This window comes from Natronolimnohabitans innermongolicus JCM 12255, assembly GCF_000337215.1.
Classification (GTDB): Archaea; Halobacteriota; Halobacteria; order Halobacteriales; family Natrialbaceae; genus Natronolimnohabitans; species Natronolimnohabitans innermongolicus.
This window is the reverse complement of record NZ_AOHZ01000015.1, coordinates 1-15,510: the sequence shown is the minus strand read 5'-3', so window position 1 is coordinate 15,510 and position 15,510 is coordinate 1. Positions and strand designations below refer to the sequence as shown.

General features: G+C 64.3%; 13 protein-coding genes, 1 tRNA gene and 2 pseudogenes. 5 read left to right on the top strand and 11 right to left on the bottom strand.

From position 1 onward, the window contains the following. Positions 1-462 precede the first annotated feature (462 nt). Positions 463-1,161 carry a GNAT family N-acetyltransferase gene (locus C493_RS22455; RefSeq protein ID WP_007257922.1) on the bottom strand — a complete coding sequence of 233 codons (699 nt, stop codon included), beginning with the start codon at positions 1,159-1,161 and terminating at the stop codon, positions 463-465. A gap of 277 nt (positions 1,162-1,438) precedes the next feature. On the opposite strand from C493_RS22455, the gene C493_RS03000 reads away from it, so the two are divergent. Continuing rightward, positions 1,439-1,999 (top strand): hypothetical protein, encoded by a 561-nt coding sequence (locus C493_RS03000; protein ID WP_007257921.1) that lies wholly within the window; start codon positions 1,439-1,441, stop codon positions 1,997-1,999. A 3-nt stretch (positions 2,000-2,002) separates the two neighbouring features. Here C493_RS03000 and C493_RS02995 read toward each other — a convergent pair whose 3' ends face one another. From C493_RS02995 to C493_RS02960, 10 genes and pseudogenes are all read right to left on the bottom strand, one after another. Then, positions 2,003-2,494, bottom strand: a complete 492-nt coding sequence (locus tag C493_RS02995; RefSeq protein WP_007257920.1) for a hypothetical protein — start codon at positions 2,492-2,494, stop codon at positions 2,003-2,005. 157 nt (positions 2,495-2,651) lie between these two features. Continuing rightward, positions 2,652-3,200 (bottom strand): rubrerythrin-like domain-containing protein, encoded by a 549-nt coding sequence (locus tag C493_RS23715; protein ID WP_007257919.1) that lies wholly within the window; start codon positions 3,198-3,200, stop codon positions 2,652-2,654. A 354-nt stretch (positions 3,201-3,554) separates the two neighbouring features. Further along, a complete protein-coding gene (locus tag C493_RS22015) occupies positions 3,555-3,929 on the bottom strand; it encodes a DUF7344 domain-containing protein (RefSeq protein ID WP_083912359.1) in 375 nt (124 codons plus the stop codon). An 836-nt stretch (positions 3,930-4,765) separates the two neighbouring features. Beyond that, entirely contained in the window at positions 4,766-5,272 is a 507-nt protein-coding gene (locus C493_RS02985) for a hypothetical protein (RefSeq protein WP_007257917.1), read from the bottom strand. Beyond that, positions 5,273-5,851, bottom strand: coding sequence for a DUF7342 family protein (locus tag C493_RS02980; RefSeq protein WP_007257916.1), 579 nt, complete (start codon positions 5,849-5,851; stop codon positions 5,273-5,275). Positions 5,852-6,079: 228 nt separating this feature from the next. Continuing rightward, positions 6,080-6,412, bottom strand: a pseudogene (locus tag C493_RS22010) (zinc ribbon domain-containing protein); the annotation flags it as partial. 425 nt (positions 6,413-6,837) lie between these two features. Then, positions 6,838-6,908, bottom strand: a tRNA-Gly gene (locus tag C493_RS02975). Positions 6,909-6,988: 80 nt separating this feature from the next. Beyond that, positions 6,989-7,711, bottom strand: coding sequence for a class I SAM-dependent methyltransferase (locus tag C493_RS02970; protein ID WP_007257915.1), 723 nt, complete (start codon positions 7,709-7,711; stop codon positions 6,989-6,991). A 127-nt stretch (positions 7,712-7,838) separates the two neighbouring features. Continuing rightward, positions 7,839-9,980, bottom strand: a complete 2,142-nt coding sequence (locus C493_RS02965) for a type II secretion system F family protein (protein WP_007257914.1) — start codon at positions 9,978-9,980, stop codon at positions 7,839-7,841. Then, positions 9,977-11,812 (bottom strand): type II/IV secretion system ATPase subunit, encoded by a 1,836-nt coding sequence (locus C493_RS02960; RefSeq protein WP_007257913.1) that lies wholly within the window; start codon positions 11,810-11,812, stop codon positions 9,977-9,979. The genes C493_RS02965 and C493_RS02960 overlap by 4 nt, the downstream gene beginning before the upstream one ends. Before the next feature lie 172 nt (positions 11,813-11,984). On the opposite strand from C493_RS02960, the gene C493_RS02955 reads away from it, so the two are divergent. From C493_RS02955 to C493_RS02940, 4 genes and pseudogenes are all read left to right on the top strand, one after another. Further along, on the top strand, positions 11,985-12,455 hold the full coding sequence (locus C493_RS02955; protein WP_007257912.1) for a DUF5793 family protein: 471 nt from the start codon (positions 11,985-11,987) through the stop codon (positions 12,453-12,455). A 115-nt stretch (positions 12,456-12,570) separates the two neighbouring features. Next, entirely contained in the window at positions 12,571-13,725 is a 1,155-nt protein-coding gene (locus C493_RS02950; RefSeq protein ID WP_007257911.1) for an ABC transporter ATP-binding protein, read from the top strand. A 165-nt stretch (positions 13,726-13,890) separates the two neighbouring features. Then, the gene (locus tag C493_RS02945; protein WP_007257910.1) at positions 13,891-14,169 is read left to right on the top strand and encodes a UPF0058 family protein; all 279 of its coding nucleotides are present in this window, start codon (positions 13,891-13,893) and stop codon (positions 14,167-14,169) included. Positions 14,170-14,277: 108 nt separating this feature from the next. Further along, positions 14,278-15,510 (top strand): annotated as a pseudogene (locus C493_RS02940) (transcriptional regulator); the annotation flags it as partial.

Sequence of the window (15,510 nt, the reverse complement as noted above, 5' to 3'; positions counted from 1 at the left end):
CTGCCCTCGTACTGACCACTCCCTCGGATCGACCAACCCCCTCGTACCGACCTCTCGCGTACCGACTACTGCAACCACGTGCGGTGGCGCGCGCTGAACCGCGGCGAGCGAGCGCGAGACGCGGTTCGAAATCGTGCGAGGGACGAGCGAGCGACTGAAAGGAGTGAGCGAGTCGGCTGGGGAGGACGTGGAAATCCCTCGTGTCTACGGTCGGATCGTTGCAGTAGTCGACCGACTACGGTCGGAGTCACTCGGCAAGGACTCGAGCGGGCGGAACCAGTATCGTGGCACCGAGGAGTTCCTCACCCACCCCAGCCGACTCGCTCGCGCCGCCGGCGCTCGCTCGCCCCTCGCGGTTCGTGCTGTGTCTCGCGCTGCCGGCGCTCGCCGCACCACCGCGCGCCAGCGTTTTGAGACCACCGATCTCCCGACCCCCCGATCTCCCGATCCACGGCTCGAGGCTCAGAACTCGAGCCCCGGCGGCTCGCTGTCGCGTCTCGACTCGAGGAACTGCGTTTCCGCCGCGGAGCGGTCGCGCTCGCGGAACTTCTCGAGGCCGCTGTGGTATCGGTCGGTGGCGGCGCTCTCGTCGACCGGCGTCGGAAACTCGAGGACGAGTTCGGCGATGCCGGTCGTCTCGCCCGTGTAGGCGAAGCCGGCGCGATACAGCGCCTCGTAGGCGAAAGGATTGTTGACGGCGATCCGTAGCCGATCGTAGCCGCGCTCTCTGGCGCGGTCGCGGACGAACGCACAGAGGTCGGGGCCGATCCCCTCGCCGCGGCGGTCGCGCGCAACGGTGACGTAGCGCAGCCAGAGCGCGTCGGGGTCGGTACGGTCCTCGTTGAACGCGACGGCGGCGACGATCGACGGATCGGCGGGCGGGAGACCGGACTCGGGTTCGGACTCGGGCTCGGGCCCGGATCCAGAAGCAGCGTCGAGTTCGGAGTCGGACGCGCTCTCGCTGCCGTCGCGTTCGTCCGTGCGCTCGAGTCCGTCGGTTTCGTGGGCGTCAGCCCCGAGACCGCCGCCCTCCTCGGAGACGTCTCGAGCGACGGCTTTCCCGGTGGTGCTCATGACGAACTTGCCGGCGTAGCTGAACCGCTCGTAGTCGAGGCGCAGTCGCGGTCCGTCGGGCGGCCAGCCGAGCAGGTCGTACTCCACGGTCGCCGTTCGGCCGCGAGCAACTAATACTGCCGGACAGCACTACTCGACGATCGGTCGCGCGACTGCGGTCGTCGCCTACGGAGCCGACCGCGAATTCGCGACCGACTGCGCACTGACTGCTGTCCGACAGTATATGCGTCGGTGGCTCGGCCGTCGGTTCGCTCGAGTCGACGAACGGGGAACTCCATCGCTTGAGTTGGGAGCCAGCAACTCGAGTCACCGACGTTGGTGTTGCCAGTCGAATCCTTTTGGCGACGGTACGTATACGGAAGCTATGAGTACAACAACCGAAACCGCGTCGGCGTTCGGCCTCAGCGGTACCACTGGCTGGGTCGTCGGCGGTGCAGTCGGCGGCGCGCTCGGTGCGGCCGCGTTCGGCCTCGTCCTGTGGCTGTTCGATCCGGTGATCGTCGAGGCCGCGATTCCGTCGGTCTACGGCCTCGAGACGGAGGGCGTGATCGGCTGGGGAATTCATATCGCACACGGCGTCCTGCTCGGGCTCATTTTCGGGGTCCTCGTCACTCGCGAGGCCGTTCTCGGCGTCCTTCGGACGGATACCGAGACGGAGGCGCTCTCCGGCGCCGGAATCGTCCTCCGGGTCGTCGGCGCGGGGTTCGTCTTCGGACTCGCGGTCTTCGCGATCCTGCCGCTGCTCGTCCTTCCCGTCTGGACGGACGTCGGCGGCGCCGGCGCGCAGGTGGGCGACTTCCCGACGGCTGCCATCGAGAGCCTCCTCGGACACCTCGTCTTCGGACTCGTCCTCGGGATCGTCTTCGCGCTGACGGTCGACCTCGAGGGGCGAACCGACGCCCGCCCGCTCGAGACGGGAGAATAGCTCTCAGAACCGATTCCGCCAGCGCTCGGTCCGAACCACTTCGTCTTTCATCGCCGAACAGTGCTCTTTCGCGCGCTCCTCGCTGAACTCCTCGTCGTCGGCCAGATCGTCGACGCACGCCTCCCAGGTGCCGCCGATCGACGACCAGTACTCGAGGACGCTGTCCCGATCCCACCCCTCCGGCAGCCCGTCGAGTCCGTCGACGTCTTCGTCGACGACCTCGGTCTCGGCCTCGCCATCGGTCTCCCGAGTCGCGTCGTCGTCCTTGAGGTCGCTCGACTCGAGGGCCGACGCACGGTAGATCGCCGAGCCGACGGCCTCGAGGCCGACGACGTACGCCGGTTGGTCGTCGCTCGCGGAGACGTCGGCGTAGTCGTCCTCGCCGCCGCCCTGGGGAAACTCGACGTCGCCGGTCAGCACGGCCGCCACGACGCCGCGGCCGTCGGAGGTCGCTACCTCGTCACCTTCGGCGTATCTGGTCGCTGCGTCGCTCATAGGCGAGGTTATCCGCTCGGGATCGTAGGAGCAGTGCCGGGATTCGCAAGTGCTTTGGATGACTTCGTCGGCGACTCGAGACGCCGTCGCTACAGCGTGTGTCGACGAGGGTACAGAAACTCGAGGAGAAAGCCCACGACTCGAGTCGTGGGAGAGGTCACTCGATCGACGTCTGTCGGTGGCGCATGTCGCTGCCGCAGTTCGGACACGTGCCCGGATTGGTCGTCGCCTGAACGATCGTTCCGCAGTTGAAACACTCGTAGGCGCTTTCGTCGGCCGGATCGTACTCGATGTCGCGGATCGTCGTCCGGAGGACCTTCTTCGAGGTCTCCTCGTCGAGCGCCTCGATGACGTCGCCGGCCGTGACGGTTCCGACCAGTTCCTGCGACTCGTCGACGACCGGCAGCGCCATGAACTTGTGTCGGGAGAACGCCGTCGCCACGCGGTCGATGGAGTCGCTTCGCTGGACGAAGACGACGTCGTTCGTCGCGACCTCATCGACCGACGTCTCCCCGCCGGCGTTCAGGAGTTCGCGCAGCGAGATGACGCCCTCGAGAACCCCGTCTTCGTCGACGACGTACGCATAATAGACGGTTCGTTCCGATCCGTCCGCCGACGTTCGGATGGTGTCGATCACGTCGTCGACCGTCGTCGTCGATTCGAAGGCCGGTACACTCTCGTCGATAATGTCGCGTGTAGTGGTCATGATCGTGGTTCGAATGTACGTGCGAGGCGTCTATATCTCTAGGGGTCAGTGTCCGAAAACCGGTGCTCGGCGCTGTCTGTCGACAGCCACACTAGAGTAGCCACTGAAACGATTCACACACTGATCGTAACGCCGTACTGCGATCAGATGGGCAGTAACGTTCAGTGGCTACTATCTCTCCTGTTGGTCGACAACTCGAGTGGCCCATCGACGCTATGGAAGTGATGCAGTCCCCGGTCAACCACCCCGCACACGGTGGTGTGGGGACTCCGCCTTGGTTTCCTTTTGAACGTCTGTACACCTGATCGCTAGAGTGCTTGACAATTCGTTCAGTGACGACGGAGGGACACTCGTTCAGTGGCTACGATGGTGCGTACCACTGGATGACCGCTCGAGAAAGTCGTCTGGCGGCCATCCCTCGATTTCTTCAGCAGCCGCAAACAGTTGCTCTACGGACTCGTTGTCGTGTAGAACGACCGTTTCCTCGTTCGGATCGTGGCTGATGACCCCGTTTTCCACTAACTGAGGAAGATGGGTATGGTGTAATCGAACGTGGGCGCGTGGGATTTTGTCGTCGGTAATCTCGTCCGGCGAAATTCGATGTCTCCATACGGCAACCTGTTCTGCCAGTTCGTCTACAGTAGCTTTGCCGCCATTTTTGCAAAGTTCGTGGAGAATAAGCTGACGGTCTGCGCTGGCAAGCACTCGGAACGCTTCCGTCTGTTTCATTATCTGTGTGGACCTCTCCCGGGCAAAAAGCAACTCTCCATGCCATGGGAAGCTGTGACAATATGGGTCTCCGATATCGTTGCTACCTCCGAGACGAGTGACTGTCCGACCGATAGAGAGAGTGCATTCGGCTGGACTTTCGAAATTACTCGTTTCACACCGAGTGTGCATTCGTTTCGCACCTGAATCGAACGAAGAGCTCGGGCTTGTGGGGGTTCGGTTTTGGCGGACCGGGATTTGAACCCGATGCGAGACGGTCGCTCATTCCGTTCGCGCTGCGACTCGCGTGCTTCAAATCCCTAATACGATTGCTGCTGCTCACGGATTTGTTCGCAGCAGCAATGCGCGGACCGGGATTTGAACCCGGGCCATGAGCTTGGAAGGGGTCTGTCACAATCCGTGTGATATCACCCATCAAACAGGGACCAAATCGACGTTGAAGGACACAGACTCAACGACTGTTTCGACGGTCACCCCGCCTCCGTGTTGGATTTTCCCTCGTCAGCGTTCCTGGTTTCCTCGACTCGCAATACTATCTAGGATAGTACAAAGGCCCGTATCGTGAGCTTCGGGGCTTACATCTGTAACACGTACCATCCAGTCTACCGCTGTTTTCAGTCGACCACGATCTCTCATCGCTACGGGGGATCTCAGTGATCGGTCCGAACGATTACCCGAATGTGAAGGCAGACGACGTAATCACTGATTCTGATTTCTCGACCGACGACGGCTCGAGGACATGACACCTGATCCGGTTTGTGAGCGATTGCTGCGGTTCATCGGACGACGCGACATGGACCGTCACCAGGGGATTACGATGCGGTAGCCGACGAATCCTAAAACTCCGTATCAGGATCGTACCGAGCCCGGATGATCCTTGGAAGTCGCGTTCGCGTCACTTCCCACAGTAGTCCGATGGGAGTGTCTTCCAGAAAGTCGATGCCCTGGTACTGATAGTCGCTCTCCGGCGAGGCCCGCTGCTGAAAGTGGTCGAACGGGATGTCCGACTCCTCCGGATGCGGTTGTCGGTGCCAGCCACAATCGTAGCCCGTCGACTCGACGTAGTGAAATTTGAACTGGTCGTCGATTCCGGCCGGGTGCGTCCACCAGTTGATCTCGAGTCTGGCTTCGTCCGCGTCGACGAGCCCATCGACCAGGATCTGCGTATCGAACTGAGCGATGAGTTTCCGATCTTTCTGGTCGCGTGTCGGTCTGACGACTACCGTTTCGGTCGCGGGATGGTGGTTCAGATTGACCCGTAACTGCTCGAAGATCCGACCCCGACGACCGGAGAGACCGATCGGGTCGAATCCGCCATCTGCCAGCAAATCGTCGAGATACATTTATGCAGCAGAATCCACCGACGGTCGGTAGTGTTCGCCGAATTTCTCGTATCGCTCGAGCGCTTCCTCTGCTATCGAGACCATGTGCATGTGCGAGTCCCACTCAGAAGCCTTTTTGAAGTACTCCCGCGCCTCCGTCGAGGAGGTGCCTTCGGCCGTCGCGAGTTTCCGTAGTTCATCCGCGCTCTCGACACCGTACGTTTCCCTGAGCTCCTCGATGTCCTCCTTTGCGGTGACCGCTATCGTCTCGATCTCGCTTCGAGTGTGTTCCTCGATCAGCTGTGATACTTCTTTGAACCGCTGGTACGCGGCATCGGGGTAGTACGTCTTCGCACCTCGCTGTTCGACTGCACTCAGGATATGCAGATCGACCAACCGCTCGAGGTGGTTCCGTGCCGTCGTCGGTGATACCTCCGCTTGCTTCGCGATCCAGTCCGCCGTCCGTGGTTGCTCGATCGTCAACGCGACCGAAATCACGCGGTCGACTCCCGGCATCTCCTCCGTCCATTCGTCGGTATGTTCTGCCTCGTCCCCGATCTCGATCGCTTCGGGTGGTGCCAGAGATTCGTCGTCAGCCATATGCTGACCGATTATTTGACCTCGAGAACAATAACCTTGTGCGTACACTAATTATTTGAAGGGGAAGTACCCCATCTGCTCGAGTGTCGCCTTTCGTTCCTCGATCGGCGCTCGATCGTACCGCACCGTGAACCGCCTCGGGATCAAGTGGTTCGAGACGCGAAGCGTCTCGTCACTAAGCGGGATCTCTGATCCCGCGAGGTCCGCGAAGCCGAAGGCTTCGCTTGATCACGAAAGACTCCGTCTTTCGAACGACACCTTCCGAACAGTGGGAAGGCTGTTGAGAGCAGGCACATTCCAGTCCTGATGCTTCTCGATGCCTTTGACGGCGATGTTGACGCTTGCACCACGGTCACTGTGCTCTTGATGTCCGCACGACCGACAGTTGAACCGCTTCTTGTTGCGGTTTGCTCGTTCGGCGTGCCCGCACAGCGGACACCGTTGACTCGTCTTGCACGGGTCAATCCATCCAATCGGGATTCCCTCGAACGACGCCTTGTAGGACGTATAGAACTGAAGGGCGCGGAACGGGAGGTGGTGCAAGCGTCGGTTCATCCGCGTCCTTCGACTTTCCCAATCGCTGTGCGAGATACCGCCACCAGTGTTCACGCTCATTCGGTGTAACGGTGTTGTAATCGGGAATCTCACGATATTCGAGCACGGCCTCCCGAACGCGCTTTCGTTCGTCACGCGTGAGAAAAATCGCGCGGACCGTGGAGCGATCGCGATGCAAACGATAGTTTCGGCTCCCATTCGACCGCGCTATCGAACTCGTGTCGCTTCCACTTGAACAACGTCTGCACCGCTTTCTGACAGCAGTGTTCCCTCAATCGCGCATTTTCTCCTCACGTTCGTTCGTCGAAAAGTGCGCGGACCGGGATTTGAACCCGATGCGAGACGGTCGCTCACTCCGTTCGCGCTGCGACTCGCGTGCTTCAAATCCCTTTTCCGATTGCTGTCGCTCACGAATTTGTTCGCGACAGCAATGCGCGGACCGGGATTTGAACCCGGGCCATGAGCTTGGAAGGCTCAGGTCCTACCACTAGACCATCCGCGCGCAGTCTTCGATTCTGGTTCCGAGTTTAAGGCCCTTCCGTTTTCGATCAACCCGCTCGAGTCAGCCGGTTCCGACCGCCGTCACCCGTCTGCCCCACCGGCGACCGTCGCGTAGCAGTTCCCGCTCGAGAGTTCCCACGATCGCACTTCGAGGGCGCTGGCCTCGAGTGCCGCGTCGAACTCCGCTGGGGCGTAGATGTGATAGAAGCGGTCGATCGTCTCGCCGCCGGGGAGGGTCCACTCGACCGTCGTGTCGAAGCCTTCGGTTTCGTCGAATCGGTCGTGGGCGGTCGACCAGGCGCTGACGAGCGCGCGGCCGTCGGGGGCGAGCACCCGCGCAAGTTCGTCGAGGCTCTTCCGGCGGGCGCGGGCCGTCGGCAGGTGGTGGAGCGTGGCGACGTAGACGGCGAGGTCGACGCTGTCGGTCGCGAGCGGCAACGCGGCGGCGTCGCCCTGACAGAGCGCGACCGCGAACGCCCGTTCGGTAGCGCGCTCGCGGCCGGTCTCGAGCAGGCCGCGGCTAGCGTCGAGGCCGACGACGGTCTCGCAGTGCGGGGCCAGCAGTTCGGCGTGGCGGCAGTTTCCGCAGCCGAGGTCGAGGCCGACGCGGGGGGTGTCGGCGTCCCCGGGGGAAGCCCCGCGGGCGTGGTCGTCGACGAACGCTTCGACTTCGGGCCAGGGGTACTCTCGCGTCGAGGCGAAGTGGGAGGCGATCCGATCGTAGGTGTCGCGGACGGCGGCCCGCCGCGCCGCGTCGGTTGGCTGCGACGCGCGCTCGTCCTCGCGGTCCTGCTGGTCGGCCATGCGCCGAACTCCTCGCGGAACGCGCAAAAGCCGTTCGCACTGCGGCGCTCGGGCTCCCCTCCGGCACCAGAAACGCGACCCCCGTCCCGTCGGAGTCGAACGACGCCCGCGGGCGGTCGTTCGGCCCTCAGATCACCACGGCAAACGTCACGATCGACAGCGCGATCATCGCGGCGGCGTGTTTCGCGCCGGCCCGGACGTCCCCGCTCGAGAGTTGGCCGGCGATCAGCCCCGACAGCAGCCCCTGGACGAGCGTCGCGTGGTAGAACAGCGCGTCGTAGGTTGCGCGGTCGGCCGCCGAGAAGCCGCCGAGGCCGTCGACGGCGGTGCCGGCGGCGGCGTCGCCCGCCGCGTCAGCCCCCTCCGCGGGAAGGTTCGGCAGGAGGGAGCCCGCGAGCACGGCGATGATAAACAGGAAGACGAGAAAGGAGACGTAAACGACGAGCAGGTACTCGACCATCGCCTGGGCGCGCTCGCGCTCGAGTCGTCGATCGGCGGCGGCCTGTCTGGCGGCGATCCGGAGGACCGTGCCCAGATTGCCGCTCGCGTTCATCGCCTGGGTCAACAGCGTGACGACGCGGGACGTCGACCGCGTCCGAACGCGGCTCTCGAGGCGGGCGAGCGCCGTCTGGAGGGACGCACCTAGCTGTACGTCAGCCCGGACGCGATCGAGTTCCGCCCCGAGCGGCCCCAGTTCGGAGCCGCGGACGTGGTCGATCGCCGAGACGACCGATGTGCCGGCCTCGTTGACGCCGGCCAGCCGATCGAGGAAGTCGGGAATCGCCGCTTCGATCGCCTCGATTCGCCGCCGATGGGACTCGTAGCAGACCGCGAAGACGGCGAGGACGAACAGTAGACCCACGGCCACGGCGTCGTCGACCGCCGCGACGTCGAACCCGCCCTCGAGTGCGCCCCGAAGCTGCCAGAGGACGCCCGCGAGGGCGATCGGAACGGTTACCAGAAGCGACAGCGCGGGTCGATCCCGAAGCGTCCGCAGCGGATCGCCGAATCGCTCGCGAAGCCCGCGAAGCCGACGATAGTACCGCAGTCGTTCGAGGTTCGCGCTGACGCTCGAGTTCGGATCCGCGGCCGCGGTTTCGGCGTCGGAATCGGTTACCCCGGTACCGACGGTCGCCCCACCGTCCGCCCGCGGCCGCCGGACGGCGCCGGTCGCGAACGGACTGCCGTCGACGCTCGAGTCGGCCCCGCCGCTCGAGTCGCCGGGCGTGATCTTCTCGGTGACGACGCTCAGGTAGACCACGAACGCGAGGTTGCCAAGCGGGAGGATCACGTAGACGAGCGCCCGCAACGGCTCGAGCGTGTCGCCGACGGAGATGCCGATGACGACCAGCACCGTGAGCAAGAACAGCGGACCGGCGACGAGAACGGTGACGTAGGCCTCCGCGAGCGTCGAGAGCAGGTCGAGGGTTCGCTCCTGCTGGGATTCGGCCTCCTCCTGGTACTCGCGGTACTGGCGCTCGAGGAACGCAGAGCGGCTGTGGCCGCTCCGGAGGACGCTGACGAAGTTCTCGGTGAACTCGCGAAACTGCGGGCTCGGCGACCGTCGCCCCATCGTCTGGAGCGCGGTGACGACGTCGACGCCGAAGGTGTCCATTTCGCGGACGGCGACCTCGAATTCGGCGGCGGCCTCGCCGTAGGTGTCTCGCTGTGCGGCGACGATGCGGATCACTTCGGGGACGGCCATCCCGCTCTTCGAGAGGGCGTAGACGAAGGCGACGGTCGAGGGGAGGCCGGCCGCGATCGCTCGCGCGCGGGTATCGGCGACGGAGGCGGGGTACCACCAGCGAAGCCAGTAGGTGGCGCCGCCGGCGAGCGCGCCGAGCGTGAGACAGGACGCGACCAGCAACGCGAAGAGTTCGGTCGGCGACAGCGCGGGAACGCCGCCGAGGTTGGCGAGAAACGAGAGGACGCTCGGCAGCGCGTCCCGGAGCGTTTCGGGATCGATCGAGAGCACGAGCAACAGCCCCCAGACGACGTAGATCCCGAGAACGGATCCCAGGATCGCAGCGAGGGTCGCGTACAGGACGGTTTTCGCGCCGTACTCGCGGTAGGTCACCGGCACCCGCGCGGCCCGGAGCGCAGCCCGCCTGTTCGGGTGCTGGTCGCGAAACTCGTCGACGTAGCCGCCGAACAGCACGATCGCGGTCCGCGTCAGCCGGCGATCGACCCCCTGGTGAACTCGTGCGAGACCGATCGGCACGCAACAACACACTGCGACCAGCAGCGGCAGGGCGTTCGCGAGCGTCATGCGTGATCGATCGGCTGTCGGGAATCGGGCTCGAGTACATCGTCGCTGGCGTCACTCGAGGGGCAATCGTCGGAATCGGCTCCGGGCCGATCACCGTCGCCGGCGTCGCGCCGGTCGTTCTCGTCGCCGACGTCGGTCGCATCGATCCGCTCGAGGACGCGGTCTCGATCGGCGTCGTACTCGTTGACCAGCGCGGTAAACCGGCGGTAGTCGGTCGTGCCGGTCGCCTGCAGGTACTCGAGGAAGCGTTCGCGGCGCTCGAGTTCGGCGAGCAGGTCGCCGCGGGACCAGCCGCGTTCGTCGCGGATCTCCTCGAGAACGCGGCTCCCGCTCGAGCGGAAGCTGTCGGTCTCGCCGTCCCAGGTGAACGCCGTCGAGTAGTCGAGTTCGCCCGTGCGCTGGTCGATGCCGTCGATTTCGGCCAGCACCTTGTTTCGGCGGGCGCGACCGTCATCGAGTCGAGTCAGCGTCTGTACGGAAAGGATATCCAGGCTCTGGACCATCGGTCGGGGGACGTCGATCGGATCGTTCTCCAGGCGGTTGATCGCCGTCCGGATCGAGTCGGCGTGCATCGTCGAGTAGGTCGTGTGGCCGGTGTTCATCGCCTGAAAGAGCGTGATCGCCTCCTCGCCGCGGACCTCGCCGACGACGATGTACTCGGGCCGGTGTCTGAGCGACGACCGAAGAAGATCGTACATCGTGACGTCCGTCCCGTCGTGGAGCCGTTCGCGCGTGACCGACGAGAGCCAGTTGTCGTGATACAACTGGAGTTCGCGGGTGTCCTCGATCGTCACCACCTTCGCCCGCGGCGGGATGAACATCGAGACGGCGTTCATGCTCGTCGTCTTCCCCGAGGCCGTCCCGCCGGCGAAGACGAGGCTCTTGTTGTGCTCGATCGCCAGCCAGAGGTAGGCCAACTGCTCGACGTTGAACGTGCCGTACTCGAGGAGGTCGATCGGCGTGAACGGCTCCTCGGCGTACTTGCGGACGGTGAACGCGGAGCCCCGCGGTGTCACTTCGTCTCCGAGAGCCAGCTCCGCGCGGGAGCCGTCGGGGAGGGTCGTCTCGACCATCGGTTCGCCGACCGAGATGTGTCGTCCCGAGTGCTGGGCCAGCCGGACGACGAAGCTATCGAGAGCGTCTGGCCCGAACGAAACGTCGGTCTCGACGTCGGTGTACTCGTCGTGATAGACGAAGATCGGCAGGTCGTAGCCGTCACAGGAGACGTCCTCGACGTGGGGGTCGCGCATGATCGGCTCGAGTCGCCCGTAGCCCCGGAAATCGCGGTGGACGTAGTAGAACAGTCGGTAGAACGTCGCCGCGTCGATCTCGGCGCCGTAGCGCCCGAGGTAATCGCGGATCGTCTCCCGGAGGAGCGTCTCGACGTCGGTATCGTCGCCCCCTCGGTCGTCCTCGCGGTAAAGCAGCGGATCGCGAACGTCCTCGAGCAGCGTCTCGAGCAGCGCCGCCTCGTCCTCGCGAAGCGTCGGCTCGACGGTGCGGTAGCGGTACTGGTTGGCGTCGGGATCGTGCCCGATCGTGACGAACGAAAACGGCGCGTCGACCCAGTAGCGGTCGACTTCCTCGAGGCCGGCGACGCCGTCGAACTCGACCAGGGGATCGTCCGTCGCGGGGTCGTAGGCTTCGATCTCGATTTCCGAGCCGCGAAGCGTCTCGCTCAGCCGCCGGATCGTCCGACGGGCGCGCTCGAGCGTCGACTCGAGGCCGGCGCCGACGCGACGCGGCGCGAGACGGAACCGTGACTCGTCACTCCCGGCGTCGGAGTCCGCGTCAAACTGCTCGGTTCCGTTCGGATCGGTGTGGTCTCCCATCTGTAAGATCGGTCCGGAAGGTCCGTTCCGTGGCATGTCGCGTGCCGACTCCCATAAGTGAGACGGCCGTTTTCGTCGGGCAGACGGTGGACGGTATCGGAGAAACCGTCCCGATCGCTGACCGATCGTGCGTTACGTTGATACGGTGTGAGGTCGAACGTTCGGGTACGGAATGAGGCGCGAGCACTTCACGTTAGATGTCAGCAATATCGACTGGGTCGAGACCGACAGCGAACCGAGCAAACCCTCGGTATCGATCGATTTTACCGGCCCGGAAACGATGCTTCGCGAGCGCCTTACCGGCCCCGACGGAGACGTTCTCGCAGCCGAAGAGACCGACGTCGCCCTCCGACTGCAGGGTCCACTCGGTGACGAAACGGCCGGCGTCGTCAGCGTAACGAACCGCGTCACCGGCGAGTTTATTCTGGAACTCAACGAGTCCGCCGACAACGTCCTCCAGTTCATCAGCGCTGCCCGGGGCTACGGTGAGGGTGCAACCGAAGACGAGGGACGCTACGACGTCGAAATCCTCCTCGAGGGCGACCAGTACGTCACCTACGACAAGCGAACCTTTCTCGTCTACGACGACGACGGTAACCTGCTTCGCCAGCACAGTCTGATCCCCAGCGGCGTCGAACTCTAATCGTATCCGGTACCGTTGTTCGTCTTCCCGACTGGCTGGAACGGACCGATATCTATAAGTGTTTTAGGCCTGCCTAAACAATAATAGACACCGGCGGACGCCGGAGGGTCGATACATGGCGAACGGACAACTGCTTACGTCGGCGGCCGAGGCACAACGACCGGATCCCAGCAGCGACGACGTCGTCCTCGAGTTATCGGGCGTCGCCAAGTCCTACGGGGCCGAAGACGTCATCCCAGAACTCTCGCTGTCCGTCCGCGACGGCGAAATTCTCACGCTGCTCGGTCCGTCCGGCTGTGGCAAGACGACGACGCTCCGCCTCATCGCCGGCCTCGAGAAGCCAAACGAGGGTCGCATTCGCCTCCGCGAGACTGACGTCGCCGGCAACGGTCGGTTCGTTCCGCCCGAAGAACGCGGCGTCGGCGTCGTCTTTCAGGAGTTCGCGCTCTTTCCGCACCTGACCGCCCGCGAGAACGTCGCGTTCGGGCTCCAGGAGTGGTCCGACGAAGAAACCGAGGCGCGCGTCTCCGAACTGCTCGACCTCGTCGGTCTCGAGTCCCAGGGCAGCAGCTATCCCGAGGAGCTCTCCGGCGGCCAGCAACAGCGGATCGCGCTGGCTCGCTCGCTCGCGCCCGAACCGGAGATGCTGTTGCTCGACGAGCCGTTCTCGAACCTGGACGTCGACCTGCGCGTCGAGATGCGCGAGGAGGTCCGACGGATCATCAAGGAAGCCGGCGTCACCGCCGTCTCCGTGACCCACGACCAGGAAGAGGCCCTGTCGATCTCCGACCGCGTCGCCGTGATGAACGACGGCGACATCGAACAGATCGATACGCCCCAGCGAGTCTTCCAGCAGCCCAAATCGCGCTTCGTCGCCGGCTTCCTCGGCCACGCTAGCTTCCTCTCGGGCGAGGTCCACGGCGACAGCGTCGACACCGCGCTCGGTCGCGTCCTTCGGGACGACGTCAACGGCCTCGCCGAGCAGTACGACGGGACCGGCATCGACCTTCTGGTTCGACCCGACGACGTGACGGCGTTCCCGGCCGACGGCGAGGAAGCCAACGGAACCGTCGTCTACCGGCGCTATCTCGGCCCCACCGTTCTCTACCGCGTCGAACTCGACTCCGGCGAGACCATCGAGTGCATGCACAACCACTCCGACCGGATCAATCTCGACTCCCGCGTCGCCGTCCGCGTCACCGCCGACCACGACCTCGCCTGGTTCCCCGTCGGCCAGCGCGAGAGCGCCACCGCGGTCGCCGCCGACTAACCTGCGCCCGCTCGAGGCTGCTCGATCGTCGCCCAGTGTTGGGAATCCCGAACAAACCCAGTTCGGCTCTCTACTCGCTGTGAACCGCGCCGCTGGCCCGTACAGTTGGCTTTTGCGCCTATTTCGCACACAACGCTTAAGCCGAGACCGTTCCTACACGTGAGCATGCATAAAGACGAACTCCTCGAGCTCCACGAAGAACTCGTCGTCATCATGGAGTACTTCGCCGACCGGGAGGACGTCGACGAGGAGTTGTTCGAGCCCTACCGTCAGCTCGACGTCGACCCCTCCCACGTCCACAAGTCCAAAAGCGAGCACAAACACGCCGTATTCGTCCTTGGCAACGCGCTGGCGAAAGGGATGAGCGAAGACGAGTTCTCGAGTGCCGGTCGAATCGGCAAGCGCATGAAAGAGCTTGCCGAGGACGCCGAGTCGAAGATCTGAGGACCTCTTCGGACCGTCGGTCGCGGTTTTCGAACGCAGACGAACAGTAACTAAAAGCAGACAGTATCTAGGCGAAACGTATTTGGTCCGGTTCCCGCTTGTTGACGTATGGACCCGCGCACGCAAGAGCGCGTCGAGCAATGGGATTCTCGCCCGTTCAACGGCGGCTACGACGGTCTCTCCGATCTCGCTGACGCCGACTTCTCCGGCGCCGTCACCGCTGCTGGGACGTGGCTGTTCATGCTGAACGGCCGCGTCGTGGGCGTTATCGACGGCGCGATCGACACCTTCGAAAGCGCCACCGGAACCGCCTACGAGGCGCCGGATCCCGCACTGCCGCTTCTCTGTACCATGGAAGAACGCGGCGGCGACACGCGAGCGAAGTACTACACGAACGAGACGCCCCTCGAGGAGGTCGACGAAACGCTGCAGGACGGCTCCTTTACGGGCTACGTCGAACTGAGCGAGAACGTCCTCAGCGGCGATTACTATGCCGTCTACTACGGCGGTCGCCGAATGGCCGCCGCCTACGTCGGCAACGCCGAACGGCTCTTTACCGGCGACGACGCGTTCGACCGCGCCGCCGACGAAGTCGGCATTTACGAGGTCGTCGACGTCGATATCGACGTAACTGACGTTCCGGAGACCGGGACTGACGGGTCGTCCGCCGTCGACGCCGCCGCTGGTTCCGGACTCGGTTCCGAACCCGGAGCCACGGGTGCTGGCGCAGGGAATGACCTCGAGTCGCCGACGGATGCGTCCACGGGGTCGGAGCCGAGCACCGATCCGACCGAATCAGCCGTCGGTTCGATCGATATTTCGGATACGGAACCGGTCGACGCGGCGACCGACGAACGGACCGCCGAATCGACGATCGAGAACGTCTCGTTCGACGAGGCCGCCGCGACCGCAGATACCGACGCAGACGCCGATACCGCAGGGTCCACGGACGCCGCGACTGTCGACGCTGACGGCGCCACCGAGACTGATTCCGACACCGCTCCTACCGGAACCAGCGGCGACATCGTCAGCAACGCCGTCGAGACCGTCACCGACGGAGCCGACGCCGCGGAGTCGTCAGAGCCGATGGACGACGCCGAGTTGACCGACGGGACCGACTCGACGGACGCCCCGTCGGGCATCACCGCTCCCGACGAGACGTCGGTCGAGCGAGAGCCCGCCTCGAGCGGGATCACGGACGCGACGACAGACGTCTCGAACGCGGGGACGACGGAGTCGACACCGTCCGCGGACGACGCTACCAACGGTAGCTCGCCGGCGTCGACCCGCGACGCGCGCGCCGAATCCAACGCCGGCGATACCGGCGGACGGATCGAGCCA